Annotated in this window: 13 protein-coding genes; 12 read left to right on the forward strand and 1 reads right to left on the reverse strand. The window is 61.0% G+C overall.

Annotation, left to right across the window (positions count from 1 at the left end; all coding sequences use genetic code 11):
- The first annotated feature begins 22 nt into the window (after positions 1 to 22).
- From EPO61_14290 to EPO61_14300, 3 genes are all read left to right on the forward strand, one after another.
- Positions 23 to 2,566, forward strand: a complete 2,544-nt coding sequence (locus EPO61_14290) for a DNA internalization-related competence protein ComEC/Rec2 (protein TAJ07136.1) — start codon at positions 23 to 25, stop codon at positions 2,564 to 2,566.
- A gap of 89 nt (positions 2,567 to 2,655) precedes the next feature.
- Positions 2,656 to 3,012 carry a hypothetical protein gene (locus tag EPO61_14295; GenBank protein TAJ07137.1) on the forward strand — a complete coding sequence of 119 codons (357 nt, stop codon included), beginning with the start codon at positions 2,656 to 2,658 and terminating at the stop codon, positions 3,010 to 3,012.
- Positions 3,013 to 3,233: 221 nt separating this feature from the next.
- Entirely contained in the window at positions 3,234 to 4,658 is a 1,425-nt protein-coding gene (locus EPO61_14300) for a hypothetical protein (protein ID TAJ07138.1), read from the forward strand.
- Here EPO61_14300 and EPO61_14305 read toward each other — a convergent pair.
- A complete protein-coding gene (locus tag EPO61_14305) occupies positions 4,655 to 5,509 on the reverse strand; it encodes an NAD(+) kinase (GenBank protein ID TAJ07139.1) in 855 nt (284 codons plus the stop codon). The genes EPO61_14300 and EPO61_14305 overlap by 4 nt on opposite strands.
- A gap of 324 nt (positions 5,510 to 5,833) precedes the next feature.
- On the opposite strand from EPO61_14305, the gene EPO61_14310 reads away from it, so the two are divergent.
- The 9 genes from EPO61_14310 (at position 5,834) to aroQ (ending at position 15,858) form a co-directional block, all read left to right on the forward strand.
- Positions 5,834 to 8,260 carry an ATP-dependent Clp protease ATP-binding subunit gene (locus EPO61_14310; protein TAJ07140.1) on the forward strand — a complete coding sequence of 809 codons (2,427 nt, stop codon included), beginning with the start codon at positions 5,834 to 5,836 and terminating at the stop codon, positions 8,258 to 8,260.
- Positions 8,261 to 8,479: 219 nt separating this feature from the next.
- Positions 8,480 to 9,565, forward strand: coding sequence for a tRNA (adenosine(37)-N6)-threonylcarbamoyltransferase complex transferase subunit TsaD (gene tsaD / locus EPO61_14315; protein ID TAJ07141.1), 1,086 nt, complete (start codon positions 8,480 to 8,482; stop codon positions 9,563 to 9,565).
- Positions 9,460 to 11,280, forward strand: a complete 1,821-nt coding sequence (gene hflX, locus EPO61_14320) for a GTPase HflX (GenBank protein ID TAJ07142.1) — start codon at positions 9,460 to 9,462, stop codon at positions 11,278 to 11,280. Before tsaD ends, hflX begins: the two co-directional genes overlap by 106 nt.
- Positions 11,281 to 11,330: 50 nt before the next feature.
- Positions 11,331 to 11,999, forward strand: a complete 669-nt coding sequence (gene nth / locus EPO61_14325; GenBank protein TAJ07438.1) for an endonuclease III — start codon at positions 11,331 to 11,333, stop codon at positions 11,997 to 11,999.
- On the forward strand, positions 11,996 to 12,874 hold the full coding sequence (locus EPO61_14330; GenBank protein ID TAJ07143.1) for a YicC family protein: 879 nt from the start codon (positions 11,996 to 11,998) through the stop codon (positions 12,872 to 12,874). Before nth ends, EPO61_14330 begins: the two co-directional genes overlap by 4 nt.
- Before the next feature lie 66 nt (positions 12,875 to 12,940).
- Complete coding sequence (locus EPO61_14335; GenBank protein TAJ07439.1) at positions 12,941 to 13,603, forward strand: guanylate kinase; 663 nt, start codon at positions 12,941 to 12,943, stop codon at positions 13,601 to 13,603.
- Positions 13,600 to 13,962, forward strand: coding sequence for a DNA-directed RNA polymerase subunit omega (rpoZ, locus tag EPO61_14340; protein ID TAJ07144.1), 363 nt, complete (start codon positions 13,600 to 13,602; stop codon positions 13,960 to 13,962). The genes EPO61_14335 and rpoZ overlap by 4 nt, the downstream gene beginning before the upstream one ends.
- Positions 13,963 to 13,992: 30 nt before the next feature.
- On the forward strand, positions 13,993 to 15,222 hold the full coding sequence (coaBC, locus tag EPO61_14345; protein ID TAJ07145.1) for a bifunctional phosphopantothenoylcysteine decarboxylase/phosphopantothenate--cysteine ligase CoaBC: 1,230 nt from the start codon (positions 13,993 to 13,995) through the stop codon (positions 15,220 to 15,222).
- A 141-nt stretch (positions 15,223 to 15,363) separates the two neighbouring features.
- The gene (gene aroQ / locus EPO61_14350; protein ID TAJ07146.1) at positions 15,364 to 15,858 is read left to right on the forward strand and encodes a type II 3-dehydroquinate dehydratase; all 495 of its coding nucleotides are present in this window, start codon (positions 15,364 to 15,366) and stop codon (positions 15,856 to 15,858) included.
- The last annotated feature ends 7 nt before the right edge of the window (positions 15,859 to 15,865 follow it).

Here is a 15,865-nt window from a genome sequence, read left to right on the forward strand (position 1 = left end):
GGCAACATTGTGTGACGCTGCCATGCTTGCCCAGATCACGATCGCCTTCCTGGTCGGTCTGCTCGTCGGTTCTGGTTTTCCTTTCACCCCGTTCCTCTGTATCGGCTTCCTCTTGCTCACAGCCATTGTGCTGGTGGGGCTTGAACGGTCCGGTTGGCTCCATTCGCGCCATAGCTCCATGCTCTACGCCGGCCTGCTGGTCGGACTCTTGTATTGGACTGTCTTTGCCTGGCTCAGCACCCCCGTATCCCTGCACCGCCTGGCAGGCAATGCCCCGCTGCCTATCACAGGGCGGATTACGGAACCTGTGCACTACGCACCGGGGCGTGCCTCGTTTCATCTGACCGTCAGCCAACTGGGTAACGCACCGGCTGATCGCCACAGAGACGGAACCCTTCGCATCACCTGGCGAGAGCCTGGTCGCGACCTAAAGCAAGGCGACCTGGTGACACTCACCGCCAGGATCCATCCGCCCTCCGGACAAGTCAACCCGGGCGGATTCGACTATGCCACTTACCTGATCAGGCATGGAGTGGATGCCACAGCTTCCGTTTCCGGTCCCGACGCAGTCAGATGGCTGGGCTCAACGAACGGCCTGACGCGATGGGCCCTGTGGCGCACAGTCGACGAATGGCGGGATCGCATCCGGAACGCGGCGGTGGCGTCCTTACGCGACCCGGCGCGCGGAATCTACTTGGGTATCATCGTCGGCCAGCCGGGCTATCTCACCGCTGAGGTCCGGGATGCCTTCATGGCCACCGGCACCGTGCACATTCTGTCGATCTCCGGTTCCCATCTCGGTCTGGTCGGGCTCCTGTCCTTCTTCCTGATCAGGCACACCTGCCGCCGCCTGCCCGCACAGTGGCTGTTGGGCCTCTCCCGCCACATCACATCGACACGAATCGCGGCCTTAGGTACGGTCATTCCCGTCACAATCTATGCGCTGTTGGCCGGCGCGGAAGTGGCGACCGTTCGCTCCTGGATCATGATCGTGGTATTCCTGCTGTCCGTTTGGCTGGGTCGGCAGGAACACCTCCTGCTGTCCCTTGCCTGTGCCGCCTTCTTGATCGCCCTCCACGACCCCCGGGCTCTCTATGACATCTCGTTTCAACTGTCGTATTGCTCCGTGCTGGCCATCGCATTGGTAATCCGCAGGCCGTCGGACGAAAGCGGGGAGCACCTCCCGCCATCGCGCTCTATTCGGAAGCGGCTCGAAGATTGGCTCACGACCTATGCCTGGATCACCGGCGGGATCACGCTCGCGACGCTGCCTCTGGTCGCCTACCATTTCAATCAAGTGGCCTGGCTGGGCCTCGTCGCAAACCTTGTCGTGGTGCCTCTGGCCGGACTGCTGCTCGTACCTCTGGGCCTTGGATCAGCCTTGTGGGTCGCGGCAACCGGGAATGCGACGCTTCCAGGAACATTTCTCAATCAAGCCGGCATGGATTTTTTATCCGATCTCGTTCACATGCTGGCCCGCCTCCCAGGGGCCGAATGGCACGTTGCGTCGCCGACGCTGATCTCAATTGTTCTCTTCTACGGGCTGCTCATCATGGCGATCAGCTTGCCGGCACATCACCGGGTCCGGCTCATCTGTTTTACAGGCGCAATCATTCTGGTTGCATGGTGGGTCTGGTCTCCACGCATGTGGGGGCAGGATGGATCCTTGCGCGTGACGTTTCTCGATGTGGGCCAGGGAGACGCCACGGTCATCGAACTTCCAGACGGCGAAACCGTTCTCATCGACGCCGGGACCCGGCATGAGACATGGGATATGGGGCGATCCGTCGTCGCCCCGTACCTCTGGGACCGGAGCATCTTTCGCCTCGACCACGTGATCGCCACACACCCCCAACTCGACCATATCGGCGGCCTCGCATCCGTCCTTCGACACTTTCCCGTCGGCCACTACTGGAGCAACGGGCTGACCAGGCAAGAACTGTTCTATCAAGAACTGCAACGCGCCTTACGGCATCAAGGACTATCCGAGTCCATTGCGGTCGAGGGAGAGGAAATTCTCGCCACCGGGACATGTCGTCTGTCGGTGCTCAACCCGGCGGTGGGCGAACAACCGCAACTATCGGCACCGACAAATATCGGCACCCTGCTGAATAATCAATCAGTCGTCACGAAGCTGCTTTGTGGTCCCCACTCATTCCTCTTCGCCGCCGATGCGGAAGCGCAGACTTTGTCGCGCATGGCCAAGACTGACGTCTCGGCCAGCGCACGCATCGTGAAAGTTCCACACCATGGAGCCAACAGCTCCCTGGACGAGCAATGGATACGGCACGTGGCTCCGGAGATCGCAGTGATTTCAGTCGGAGACCGCAACCCCTATGGCCATCCGACACAAGCAGTACTCCGGGCGTATGAGCAGCAGGGGAGCCGGATTTTCAGAACCGACCGGGATGGAGCCGTCTCGATCGCGGCCCGCCTGTCTTCACCCTTGTTTGAACTCTCTCGAGCTCGTGCGACCGAATTCAGACCTATCCGGTTTGGCGCCTCGATGTTCCACGACGAGTGGTTGAACTGGGGACGTTTGCGGTGTCAGATGGGCCGCGCTTAAAGCACCAGGTGCATACGTTGGGGCTCCCGCAAGACTCGCCCCTCCGCCTTCACATTGACAAATCCGCAGGGCTGACCTATAAAGAATCCATGCCGGTACCTGTGATACGAACCCGCCGCCGCACCCTGCGGGAGCAAATCAGGCAAAACTGGAAGTTTGCGGCTGGCTTGGTGGGCCTCTGTGCAGTGGTCGCCCTGGGAACAGCCATCGCAACTCAGGGGCTTGAAACGATCATGTCCCGCGCTTCCTTGGCGATGAAAGCGGTGGAGGACCCGAGCAAACTGTCCTCGGATGAAAAAGAGCAGATCAAAAAAATGGTTAAAACTAAGGGGGCCAAGGGAACGTTGGAAGCTCTCAGCCCGGAACAGAGAGAACAGGCCAAGCAAGCGTTCGGCGGGATGAGTGAAGATCAAAAGAAGAAGTACCGTGAGATGTACGGCAAGTGAACCCTCCGTTTCTACCCCTTCCGTAGCCTCTCATTCATTTCCGTTCCTCGATCGATAGAACCAAGTGGAACAACTCGGTCCATTTCAACCCAGTCCCTCACGATCGGAAGCAGATATTTTAGGCAGAACGGGGGCCGGTTTGCACGTCGCGATGGTTTTGACAATTTTATCGGGTCTATGCTAAAGTCCGCGAAAATTTATGGACTTCTGGCCAAAGACAGATGGCCGACAGGAGCATGATACGGAGTAATATGATGGGGTCGACGGGATCATCACCAGCACATCTCATTATCATCATCGGCGCGGGTCCGGCAGGCATGTCGGTCGCGAATTTGATGTCCAAGGCCGGACATGAAGTGGTTATCCTCAACCGCGACGTCAAGTTCGGCGGCTTGGCCGAATATGGCATTTTCCCGAACAAGTTGAAGCTGCGGGGCGGGCTGCGGAAAACCTACTGGGAGATTCTTGGGCGGCCCAACATCCATTACTTCGGCAATGTGACCGTGGGGCTCGGCAAAGACCTGACAGTTGAGGACCTCAAAAGCTTCGGCGCAAGCGCCTTGATCTTTGCCAGCGGCGCTCAGGGTACCAAGACCATCGGAGTCGAGGGCGATTCGGCCCTCGGCGTACACCATGCCAAGGATATCGTCTTTCATTTCAACCGGCTGCCTGGGTTTGGCGACAAACCGTTCGAGATGGGCCGCCGGGTCGCGGTAATCGGCGTAGGCGACGTCATGGTCGACATCGCTCATTGGCTCGTACGGTACAAGCAGGTCGAGCACGTGACGGCGATCGCCCGCCGAGGCCCGGCGGAGCGCAAGTACAATCCCAAAGAAATTCGTGCCGTCTGCGCCAATATCGACCAGACGGCCCTGGCTCAAGAGTTCGAACGGATCACGCCCAGACTGCAGGCAGCCGGTCAGAATCCCGGCGAACTCCTCAATGGCATGACCGCCGAATTCACCAAATGTGAGCCGCTCAAGAGCAACACCAGGATAAACTTCCGCTTTCTGGCTTCACCCCGTCGAGTCCTGACGGATGCGCAGAATCGGGTGCGCGGCCTCGAAATCGAGGAAACGAAGCTCGAACCGAAGGGAACTGACTTCTCCGCCGTCGGCCTGAAGCAGTACTACGAGTTTCCCTGTGACAGTGTCGTGTTCGCCGTCGGAGACCGGGTGGACGATACGGTTGGCCTCCCATACAAGAACGGATTGTTTCTCACCAACCCGGCCTCAACCGCAAACGAACCGGACGATGCCCTCTTTCAGGCTTACAATGAAGCTACCGGAAAGGTTCTTGATGGAGTGTTCCTGACCGGCTGGGCCCGCAAGGCAAGCGAGGGGCTGGTGGGGGTGGCGAAGCGGGACGGGGAGTGGTGCGCCGAGGTGGTCACCCGGTACTTGGCCGAGCGGACGCCGCAAGCACGACCCGCGGTCAACAAGGCCCTCGACCGTATCAAGACGACGCTCAAGGATCGGAAGGTGGAGGCGATCGACTTGGCCGGCCTCCGCGCCCTGGAAGCAGCCGAGCAGGAACACGGTTCCTCCAACGACTGCATCGGCGAGTTTAAGTTTGGATCCAACCAGGAGATGCTGGCGCAGATACAGCGCCGGCTCGAGCGGACCGGATCTTCCGCCAGATCCTAACCATCCCCCCACTTCAGCTTTCTTCGCAGGACATCGTAATAGGTCCGGTCCGAAAACCGGATGAGGCGCGTGGCGTGCTTCGAAGCGCCGACGGCAACCGTGTCCCCCTGCGTGATGGCCACCCCGACTTGTCCATCGAAAGTGGTCATGGCTCCTTCATCCTTGCTGGTGAGCGTCACTTCCAGCACCGCATTACTGGGGATCAAAAGCGGGCGATGGGTCAAGGTGTGGGGACAGATGGGGGTCAGGATCAGAGCTTGGACCGAGGGGGCAATAATAGGCCCTCCGGCGGACAGCGAGTAGGCGGTGGACCCCGTCGGCGTCGAGACGATCACGCCATCCCCCCGCAAGCTGGTCACAAACCGACCGTCGATGGCGATTTGCACCTCGATCATGCGGGCCAAAGTCCCCTTGCTCACCACCACATCGTTAAGCACCGTGGCCTGCGCCACGTGCTCTCCATGGCGATGGATCTCGGCCCGCAGCATGAGCCGATCTTCCAGCGTGAACTCGCCGGCAAACACGCGCTCGATCGTCGGGAATAGCTGATCGAGCGTCACTTCGGTCAGAAAGCCAAGCCCGCCCATATTGACGCCGAGGATCGGCACGCCCGTTTCCTCGACTAAACGGGCAGCGTTCAGCATCGTCCCGTCGCCCCCCAACACCAACACCATATCGGCCCTGGCGGCAATCTGGGTTTTCTTGGCGGTGCTGTGCTCGCCGATCAAGGACGCAGTCTTGCCGTCAAGCACAACGTCCTTGTCCCGTTCTCTCAGCCAGGCCACCAGATCCTTGAGAATGTGCCTGACATCGGGAAACTTCGGTTTGGTGAGAATGCCGATCGTTTTCATGGATCTCCGGGCGCTATGGGCCATGCACCCTTCTTCAGCAGCGGCAGGTGAGCATATATCGAGGAGCGGCCAGGATTGTATCGGGAGCCCTAACGGTTGTCAACGCACCTCAACGGCCCACAAAAAAGGCCGGGGAAGACTCTCCACTCCGAAATCGCACCGCCAATTCGCACCGACTCCTCTCACAATCGCATCTGGTTCTCGCGTCAGGGCTTGACAGGACAGCCACCTGCTTATAGAATTACAGCAAGTTTCTAAAGGGTTCCCGCGTTTCACCGCCCGCTCCGGATCGACAACCTCTGTCGACAACCAGAAGGAGGAAGGATGTTCGAACGATTCACGGACAAGGGTCGCAAGATCATCATCCTGGCCAGGGAAGAAGCTGAGCGCCACCAGAACGACTATCTCGGCACCGAGCACCTGGTCTTGGCCATCCTCCGTGAGTCCGATGGGATCGCCCTCATGATCATCAAGAAGATGGGGCTATCCACGGAACAAATCCGCCTTGAGATCGAGCGGAATCTGCCCGGAGGCGGCACGACCATGACCTTCGGAGAAATTCCGTTCAGCCCGCGCGTCAAGAAAGTCATCGAGTACGGAGTCGAAGAGGCCCGCCTGCTCGGGCATAACCACATCGGCAGCGAACATCTCCTGCTCGGCCTGCTCCGTGAAGAGGAGGGGATCGGCGGCAAGATCCTTCGGAGTCTGGGCGCAAATCTCCTGACAGCCCGGCAACTGACGGTCACTTTCCTTCGAAAGTCCGCTCCGCGCGAACGGGATCGCAAGAGCAACACGCCGGCGCTGGACGAGTTCGGCCGGGACCTCACCCAGTTGGCCCAGGACGGCCAACTCGATCCTGTGATCGGCCGCGCCGACGAGATCGAACGCGTCCTCCAGATTTTGAGCCGCCGCACCAAGAACAATCCGGTCCTGATCGGGGAGTCGGGCGTGGGCAAGACCGCCATCGTGGAAGGTCTCGCCCAACGGATCGTGATGTCGGAGGTGCCGGACAATTTGTTGTCGCGGCGCGTCATCGCCTTGGACCTTGGGTCCCTAGTCGCCGGCACCAAGTACCGCGGCCAGTTCGAAGAGCGATTGAAGGTGGTCATGAAGGAGATCGTCCAGGCCGGCAACATCATCATCTTCATCGATGAGTTGCACACCCTGGTCGGAGCGGGCGCCGCAGAAGGCTCAATCGATGCCTCCAACATGCTGAAGCCGGCCCTCTCACGCGGGGAAATTCAGTGCATCGGCGCCACCACGCTGGACGAATACCGCAAGCATATTGAAAAAGACGGCGCCCTCAAGCGGCGTTTTCAGCCGATCTATGTGCAGCCCCCTTCGATCGACGAAACCATCCGCATCATTCAGGGGCTGCGCGACCGTTATGAAGAACACCATGGCGTGGAGATCACCGAAGAGGCCATCACCGAGGCGGTCAAACTGTCCGACCGATACATCACGGACCGTTTCCTGCCGGACAAGGCGATCGACCTGATCGACGAGACCGGCTCGCGCGCGAAGCTTCAAACCTACGCTCTGCCCGGAGAACTCAAAGCCTTGGAGCAAGAGCTGAAAAAGGTTTCGCGCGAGAAAGAGCTGGCGATTTCGCTCCAGAACTTCGAAGAGGCCGTCAAGTTCCGGGAGGAAGAAGAGCGGCTCCGCAAGCTGCTGGACGAATCCAAGCGCGAGTGGAAGAAAAACCAGGAGAAGAACAAGCCTGTCATCACCAAAGACGACGTCGCCTACGTCGTATCGAAGATGACCGGCATCCCTCTGTTCAAGTTGGAAGAGGAAGAATCCAGCAAACTGCTCCACATGGAGGACTACCTCCACAAACGCATTGTGGGACAGGAAGAAGCCATTTCAGCCGTATGCCGCGCCATCCGTCGGTCGCGGGCCGGCCTGAAGGAAACCAAGAAGCCCATCGGCTCGTTCATCTTCCTGGGTCCCACCGGCGTCGGCAAGACGGAACTCGCACGGGCTCTGGCTGAATTTCTGTTCAATTCCGAAGACGCCCTGGTTCGTATCGACATGTCGGAATACCAGGAGAAGTTCACCAGCTCACGGCTCTTCGGCGCCCCTCCGGGCTATGTCGGTTATGAAGAAGGGGGCCAGTTGACCGAGCGTGTGCGCCGACGGCCCTATTCAGTCGTGCTATTCGACGAGATCGAAAAAGCGCATCCCGATATCTTCAACCTGCTATTGCAGGTCCTCGACGATGGCGTTCTGACCGACAGTTTGGGCCGCAAAGTGGATTTCAAGAATACAGTCGTGATCATGACGTCGAACCTCGGGACTAAGCTGATCCAAAAAGGGGTGGCGCTCGGATTCCAACGAGCCGAAGCGGAGCAGAATCGGCGCATCAAAGACGAGGTTCTGGCCGAGTTGCGCCGCTCATTCAGTCCGGAGTTCTTGAACCGCATCGACGAAGTTGTCGTCTTCCACCAGCTCGAGAAGGAACATTTGGTCACCATCGTGGATATCCTGATCAAGGAGCTCAACGGCCGTCTCCTGGAACGCGGCGTCCAATTGGAGGTCGGCGACGACGTCAAGCATTGGCTTATCCAGGAAGGGTACCAGCCCCTGTACGGAGCCAGACCGATGCGGCGCGCGATCCAGAAGAATATCGGCGATCCGCTGTCGGAGGAACTGATCAAGGGGCGCTTCAAAGATGTCCGGAAGATCAAGGTTCTTCTTCGGGACGGCCTGCCCATCTTCACGGAGGAAGAAGCGATGGCGGAGGTGTGATTCCATCCACCTCTGCGCATTCCTCGTCGCGTGACACAAGCATTTTCTTCAGCCATGGACAAAAGACTGTACGACCCTCGTGGGAACTTCCCCGGGGGTCGTTTCGTTTGGAACGGGCCGCCCGGGGTTTCCCGATCCGCGACTCATCGCGCCGCTCCCAAGCTTCCCCAGGCGGCCTGCGCTGATGCCTCATCGTTGGCAGCCGTGCCCCTAATGACCATGACATCTTCGGCACCAGTCATTCTTGGCATCGAAACATCGTGCGACGAGACCGCCGCGGCTGTCGTTGCAGGAACGGGCCAAGTGCTCTCCTCCGTCTTGACCTCGCAGCATGATGTCCATGCCAAGTATGGCGGCGTGGTTCCAGAACTGGCCGCCAGACGTCACATCGAAACCATCGAGCCCCTCGTCAAGGCCGCCATAGAGCAAGCCCGCCTCGGCTGGACGGACATTCATGCCGTTGCCACCACGCGCGGCCCCGGCCTCGCCGGAGCATTGTTAGTGGGAGTGAGTTACGGCAAAGCCTTGGCCTATGCCTTACAAATTCCCCTGATCGGCGTCCACCATCTGGAAGGCCATGTGGCTTCGGCCTGGATCAATCGGCCTGACATTCCCTTTCCCTGCGTGGTCTTGGTCGTTTCAGGCGGCCACACCCACCTGTACCTGGCTGAATCGGACGACCGGTTTGAATTATTGGGGCACACATTGGATGATGCCGCAGGCGAAGCCTTTGATAAAGCCGCGGCGATGTTGGCCCTCGGGTTTCCTGGCGGCCCGGCTATCGATCGGGCGGCTCGTTCCGGCAATACAAAGGCCGTACGGTTTCCGAGGCCGTACGCGAAACCCGGGAACCTGGATTTCAGCTTCAGCGGCCTCAAGACTTCGCTCCGGTATTACCTCAGGGACCTCGATCGAGCCGGCCATCCCAGGCCCGTCGCGGATATCGCGGCGGGGTTCCAGGAGGCCATCGTGGATGTGCTCGTGACCAAGACCTTCGATGCCGCCTACCGGTGCGGCGTCAAGACCGTGGCGGTAGTCGGCGGGGTCTCCGCAAACAGCCGGCTGCGGACCCGCCTTGTCCAGCGCGCACAAGCAGACGGAGTCCTTCTGGCGCTGCCTGACCCGGTCTATTGCACCGATAATGCGGCAATGATCGCCGCCGCCGGGCTGCGGGCCTATCGACGAGGCCATGTCGCATCATGGGAAATGGAAGCGGAGGCAGGGCTGGCTTTTCCCGCCGTGTCCCGTCTCCGGGCCCGTGGCGCATCCGGCAAGCGTGGCAAACCCTTCACGCAACCGGCCTGATCGGGAGGTTTCAGATTCCCACCGTTTTGGGCAACATCAACAATCTCAAAGCCAGCCAGATCCTGCAGCTGGAGCACCTGTACCGTCGGCGAGTCCCGGTGGACAAACTCATCAGCAACGAATTGGCACGGGCCTGCACCGAGCTGTCCCAGGAACTGCGCTGCCAACTCGGCCTGCTGATCAACCGGCGCGGCCTGATCGAGCAGGTGATCGTCGGAAACGGGCACGAGCTGGTGCTCAACGACCTCTCCCGTCTGCGTCTGGGAAATCGGCTGCTGCGCGGCGTGCGGCTGATCCACACGCATCTGCACAACGAGCCGCTCAGCCAGGACGACGTCACCGACCTAGCCTTGCTGCGACTGGACCTGATCGCCGCGATCGGTGTTGGGGCCAACGGATTGCCGGCCGACGTGCAGGTCGCCCATCTTCTGCCCCCGAATCCCCAAGGCCGTGTCTGCGACATCATGCCGGCAACGCCCTTTTATGCCTTCGAATTGGACTGTCAAAAATTCGTGGAGGCGTTGGAGGCCGAGCTGGCCCGCGGCAAAGCCAGCCACGAGGTCAAAGCCGGCCATGAAACCGCCATTCTGATCAGCGCCTCCAAGCAGTCCAGAGCCGATCAGGAAGAGCGCCTGGAAGAACTGGCCGAACTGGTCCGGTCCGACGGCATGACCGTACTGGGGACCGTCGTCCAACGGACCCCGGAGATCCATCCGAAATACTTATTAGGGAGCGGCAAACTGAAGGATGTCGTGATCATGGCGCTCCATCAAAGCGCGGACTTGTTGATTTTCGATCAAGACCTCGCCCCGGCCCAGGTGCGGGCGATCGCGGACCTGACGGAAATGAAAGTCATCGACCGCACACAACTCATCCTGGACATCTTCGCCCGCCGAGCCCACAGCCGTGAGGGCAAAGTGCAAGTCGAACTGGCGCAACTCCGGTACCTGTTGCCGCGCCTCTCCGGGAAAAGCACGGCGCTGTCGCGCCTCGGGGGAGGCATCGGGGGAAGGGGACCCGGCGAGACCAAACTGGAGACGGATCGGCGCCGAGTCCGTGATCGCATCGGCCACTTGGAACGGGAACTTGGGCATCTGACCCGCCATCGGGACCAGCGACGGGCGCGGCGAGTCCGCCACATGATTCCCATCATCTCCATCGTGGGATACACGAACGCCGGGAAATCGACCTTGCTGAACGCGCTCACCGACAGCACCGTTCCGGCCCAGGACCGGCCCTTCGAAACGCTGGACACGTCCAGCCGACGCCTCCGGTTCCCCCACGAACAGGAGGTGATCATCACCGATACGGTGGGCTTCATCCGCGACCTTCCCCAAGCCCTCGTGGGCGCATTCCGCACCACGCTGGAGGAGCTCCGGGACGCGGACCTCCTCCTGCACCTCGTCGATGCCAGTGCCAAAGATCCCTCCGCCCAGATCAAAGCGGTCGACGACATCCTCGCCCAGCTCGACCTCGATCACATTCCGCACATACTGGTCTTCAACAAATGCGACCGCCTGCCCGGCCATGAGGCGGACGTCTTATGCCGACGGTACGGAGCAATCGGCATCTCGGCCCTGCAGTCGTCAAGCCTGACACCACTGGTCGACCGTCTGGCCCAGACCATGCGAGCAAGGCTCACGCCACTACACCCGGTACCACAGACGGCACCTTCCTTGGCTGCCCTGAGCGCAAGCCGGGAGCACCGCCCATGATTTCCGCTGCCTCCGACCGCCGGAAGAGAGGCGGACGACCGGCCCGGCGCATGACGCCCGGGATCAATGGCGGACCGACTCCGGCAGCCAAACGGCGAGCCGCGCGCATTCTCGATCGACTCGAGGGCACGCTGCCCGAGGTGCAGGTGGAACTGTCTCACCGAAGTCCGCTGGAGCTGCTCATCGCGACCATCCTGTCGGCTCAGTGCACGGATCGGCGGGTCAATCAAGTCACGCCGCAGTTGTTCGCCCGCTATCGGCAGGCAGAAGACTATGCCCAGGCCGACCACACGGAGTTGGAAACACTCATCCGGCCCACCGGCTTCTTCAAGAGCAAAGCCCGCAACATCGTCGCCTGCGCAAAGGCGCTCACGGCCCGTTTTGGCGGACAGGTCCCCGCCAGCATGGAGGAACTGACCAGCCTGGCCGGAGTCGGCAGGAAAACCGCCAACGTCATCCTCGGCGCCTGCTTCGGCAAACCGGCCGTCGTGGTGGACACCCACGTCAAACGCGTCGCGACTCGTTTGCGGTTGGCGTCCAGCACGAATCCGGAAAAAATTGAAACCGCCTTGCAGCAACTGATCCCTCCATCCCTCTGGACCAAAGGTTCCCAGCGACTCCTGTTGCACGGACGCTATGTGTGTCTGGCAAGGGCCCCCCGCTGCGCGCATTGCGCGATCTACAGCCTCTGCGACTGGACCGGAAAGGCCGCACGATGATCAAAAGCATGACGGGATACGGCCGACGCGAAGCCGCCTGGCCCGGAGGATCGGTGGCCGTGGAGATCCGCTCCGTCAACCATCGCCATTGTGAAATTTTCATCCGTTTGCCGAAGGGCCTGTCGGCCTTGGAAGAGGGTCTGAAACGGACCATTCAGTCCCGATGCCAGCGAGGACGGATCGAAGCGACCGTGTCCCTCTTCGGCAGGGTGGAGGGGGAGAAGCAGGTGAGCCTTGACCGCTCTCTCGCCAAACAGTACTATGCAGGGTTGCAAGCCATCAAGACGGGCCTCCGCGTAAGCGGCCAGGTGGATCTGGCCTTGCTGGCCGGCTTCCGTGAGATCTTCGTGCTCTCCGAAGCGCCCCTGGACGACCGGCGTCTGGGACAAAAGGTATCCCGGCTGATAACGGGAGCCCTGACCGATCTTGACGGCATGCGCCGACGAGAAGGGCGTACGCTGGCGCAGGATATCGCGCAGCGGCTGAAGCTGGTCCGCAGAATCGCCCAGGCCATCGAAGCCCGCGCCCCTGACTCGGTGCGCGGGCACTTCGAGCGCATGCAGACCAGAATTGCGCAGCTGAGCGGGACGGAGCAACTTGATCCGAACCGCATGGCTCAGGAACTGGCCCTCTACGCCGACCGCTGCGATGTCACCGAGGAGTTGACCAGGCTCGGATCACATGTTGCGCAGTTTGAAGCAACCCTCACCAGCCGGGAGCCCGTGGGCCGAACGCTGGATTTTCTCCTTCAGGAGATGGGCCGGGAAGTGAATACCGTCGGGTCCAAGGCCAACGACGCCGAGATTGCCGGGCACGTGGTTCGGCTGAAGAGTGAGATGGAAAAGATCCGGGAGCAAGTCCAGAACATCGAGTAGCCTTGCTGAGGCGCCGATCGACCACTATTACACATGCCGCAAGATCCAGGACAACGCAAAGGATGGCTGTTCGTCGTATCCGCGCCGTCAGGCGCCGGCAAGACCACGCTCTGCAAGCAATTGGTCGCGACGGTGCCGGGACTTCGGCACTCGATCTCTTACACCACGCGGAAGCCCCGGCCGGGCGAAGTGCACGGTCGTGAATATTTTTTCGTGGAGGACCAACTGTTTCAGGACATGATTCAGCGGAACGAGTTTGCCGAATGGGCGCCGGTATACGGCCACTTCTACGGAACGCCGCGCAGCGCGTTGACCGGCATGATGAACCAGGGCCTGGACGTCCTGCTCGAAATCGACACCCAAGGAGCCACACAGATCAAGAAGCGCTTCGAGGATGCGGTCTATATCTACATTCTGCCGCCGTCGCTGGAGACGTTGCGTATCAGGCTGGAGAACCGCGGCGGGGATGCCCCGGAGGAAATCCAACGACGCCTCCAAAAAGCGCGGGAGGAAGTCTGGAGCTACCGGAATTACGACTACATCGTGCGGAACGACGACATGAAACAGGCGTTGCAGGAACTCGAAGCCGTCATTCTGGCCGAACGCATCAAGACCAAACGGCTGGACATCGGCTGGCTTGAAGAAAACTTCATCCGCGAAAAGGACGACGCGTCCGCAGTTCGAGACGGATCCACCCTCACCCCACAGCAGGAGAACAGACGCCCATGATCGACATGCTATCGTTGTTGCCAGAGGCCAACCAGGACCGGTTCGATTCGCGCCATCGCCTGGTGATCGCGGCCGCCCAGCGGGCGAAACATTTGATGCAAGGCGCGCCGCCTATGGGCCCGGTCCGGTTCACGAAAGAGACCACCCAGGCGCTCGACGAGGTCTTGCAGGGACGGATCAAGTTCCTCACAGGAAAAGACGCCCGACAGGCTCTCAAGGAAGCCAAAAAGGGTCGAGAGGGCGAACTGGAACGAACCGTCGCCGTCGAGTCGGCGGAGGACGCCCGGGAGATCAAAAAAGAGCTGAGCGTCTACGTGGATGACTCGCCCAAACCAGCGGAATCGGACAGCGAGGAGTAACGGAAGACCCCGATGAGGCCCGAGCCGCCCATGAAGCTGACAGGGAAACGTCTCGTGCTCGGCGTGACCGGCAGCATCGCGGCCTACAAGGCTGTCGGGCTATTGCGGACGTTCATGCGGGAGGGGGCCGACGTCTCGGTCGTCATGACTCAGGCCGCCGGCCGTTTCGTGACACCGCTCACCTTTGAGACCCTTTCCAAGCATCCGGTTGCCACCGACCTCTTCGCCGCTCAGCAGGACATGCCGCATCTGGCTCTGCCCGAGCGCGCCGATGCGGTGATCGTGGCCCCGGCCACCGCCAACCTGCTGGCCAAGTGCGCGCTGGGCCTGGCGGACGACCTGCTCAGCACCTTACTGTTGAACGTCACCAGTCCACTGATCGTCGCACCCGCAATGGATGGCGGGATGTGGCACCATCAGGCCGTTCAGGCCCATGTCGCAACGCTTCGGGCGCGGGGGGTGACGGTCTTGGACCCGGAAGAGGGTCCGCTCGCCTCGGGCCGGATCGGACTCGGACGCCTGGCGGAAGAATCACGGATCATGGCCGCGCTGGAACAGGCCCTCGCTCCGCGACAAGATTGGACCGGCCAACGGCTGCTCGTGTCCGCCGGTCCGACGCAAGAAGCCATCGATCCGGTGCGATACATCTCCAACCGGTCGTCCGGCAAGATGGGGTACGCCATCGCACAGGCGGCCCGCGAACGCGGCGCCGCCGTGGCACTGGTCAGCGGCCCCACGACACTCACCGCCCCTCCCGGCGTCGACCTGATTCACGTCGTCACGGCGGAAGAGATGCAGAAGGCCCTGCTGGCCCGCTTGCCCTGGGCCACCGTCGTCGTCATGGCGGCCGCGGTGGCGGACTTTCGACCCTTGCGGCCATCCTCCGCCAAATTGAAAAAGGACGGCGGGTACTGGAAGAAGCTGGACCTCGCCCCGACCGACGATATCCTGCACCAGCTCTCGCAACAACGCCGCGACCAGGTTCTCGTCGGTTTCGCCGCCGAGACCGAATCTGTGCTGGCCCACGCGACGGCCAAACTGAAACGGAAAGGTCTGGATCTCATCGTGGGCAACAACGTCGCCGCCGAAGGCTCCGGATTCGGTTCCGACACCAACGCCGCCACACTGATCGACCGCAACGGCCAGGTCAGGGAGCTGGGACTCCTGCCGAAACGAGAGTTGGCCGATCACATTCTGAATGCCGTCCTGACATTGATCCGCCCGCGCCGGAAACCGGGGCCTTCGAAAGGCGGCACCTGACCGTCACCGACTCGCCGGCATCGCGGCCGAGCGCGAGCACTTTCCCTCGCATCGCCGGCTCCGCACCCATGTTCTTTTATTTACTACCTACTTAAAGGCTGCTACAATACACAACTTCGGCAAGCGAAACCCGAGTAGGCCATGGCGACGCTCACGAACAGCACGAAAACCCGGTCGACGCTCCGCATCCTGGTGCTGCATGGGCCCAATTTGAATCTGCTGGGAACGCGCGAGCGATCGCTCTATGGCCGCACGACGCTCAAAACCATCGAGGCGCAAATGGCCGAGCTGGCCAAGCAAGAGCGCATCTACGTGGAGAGTCGGCAATCGAACCAGGAAGGGGAGTTGGTCACCTGGATACAGGACGCCCGCGACCGCTTCGACGCCATCGTCATCAATCCGGCCGGCTACACCCATACCAGTGTCGCCATCAGAGACGCCATTGCCGCCGTGGAGGTCCCGACCGTCGAGGTGCATCTCACCAACATCCATGCTCGGGAAAAGTTCCGCCGGCGGTCGTATATCGCCGCAGTGGCGGTGGGACAAATTTCCGGCTTCGGGCCTGCCGGCTATCTCTTGGGCATCAAGGCGGCCGTCGATCACGTGCGGCACACACGTTCATCCGCCGCCAACTGAGGCGTCT

This window comes from Nitrospirota bacterium (assembly GCA_004296885.1).
Classification (GTDB): Bacteria; Nitrospirota; Nitrospiria; order Nitrospirales; family Nitrospiraceae; genus SYGV01.

Bases quoted from the DNA above. Each gene is read 5' to 3' on its own strand.
- EPO61_14310 (TAJ07140.1), top strand. From the start codon at position 5,834: ATGTTCGAACGATTCACGGACAAGGGTCGCAAGATCATCATCCTGGCC.
- aroQ (TAJ07146.1), top strand. From the start codon at position 15,364: ATGGCGACGCTCACGAACAGCACGAAAACCCGGTCGACGCTCCGCATC.
- EPO61_14300 (TAJ07138.1), top strand. From the start codon at position 3,234: ATGGCCGACAGGAGCATGATACGGAGTAATATGATGGGGTCGACGGGA.
- EPO61_14305 (TAJ07139.1), bottom strand. From the start codon at position 5,509: ATGAAAACGATCGGCATTCTCACCAAACCGAAGTTTCCCGATGTCAGG.
- tsaD (TAJ07141.1), top strand. From the start codon at position 8,480: ATGACATCTTCGGCACCAGTCATTCTTGGCATCGAAACATCGTGCGAC.
- coaBC (TAJ07145.1), top strand. From the start codon at position 13,993: ATGAAGCTGACAGGGAAACGTCTCGTGCTCGGCGTGACCGGCAGCATC.
- hflX (TAJ07142.1), top strand. From the start codon at position 9,460: ATGGGAAATGGAAGCGGAGGCAGGGCTGGCTTTTCCCGCCGTGTCCCG.
- EPO61_14295 (TAJ07137.1), top strand. From the start codon at position 2,656: ATGCCGGTACCTGTGATACGAACCCGCCGCCGCACCCTGCGGGAGCAA.
- EPO61_14290 (TAJ07136.1), top strand. From the start codon at position 23: ATGCTTGCCCAGATCACGATCGCCTTCCTGGTCGGTCTGCTCGTCGGT.
- EPO61_14330 (TAJ07143.1), top strand. From the start codon at position 11,996: ATGATCAAAAGCATGACGGGATACGGCCGACGCGAAGCCGCCTGGCCC.
- nth (TAJ07438.1), top strand. From the start codon at position 11,331: ATGACGCCCGGGATCAATGGCGGACCGACTCCGGCAGCCAAACGGCGA.
- rpoZ (TAJ07144.1), top strand. From the start codon at position 13,600: ATGATCGACATGCTATCGTTGTTGCCAGAGGCCAACCAGGACCGGTTC.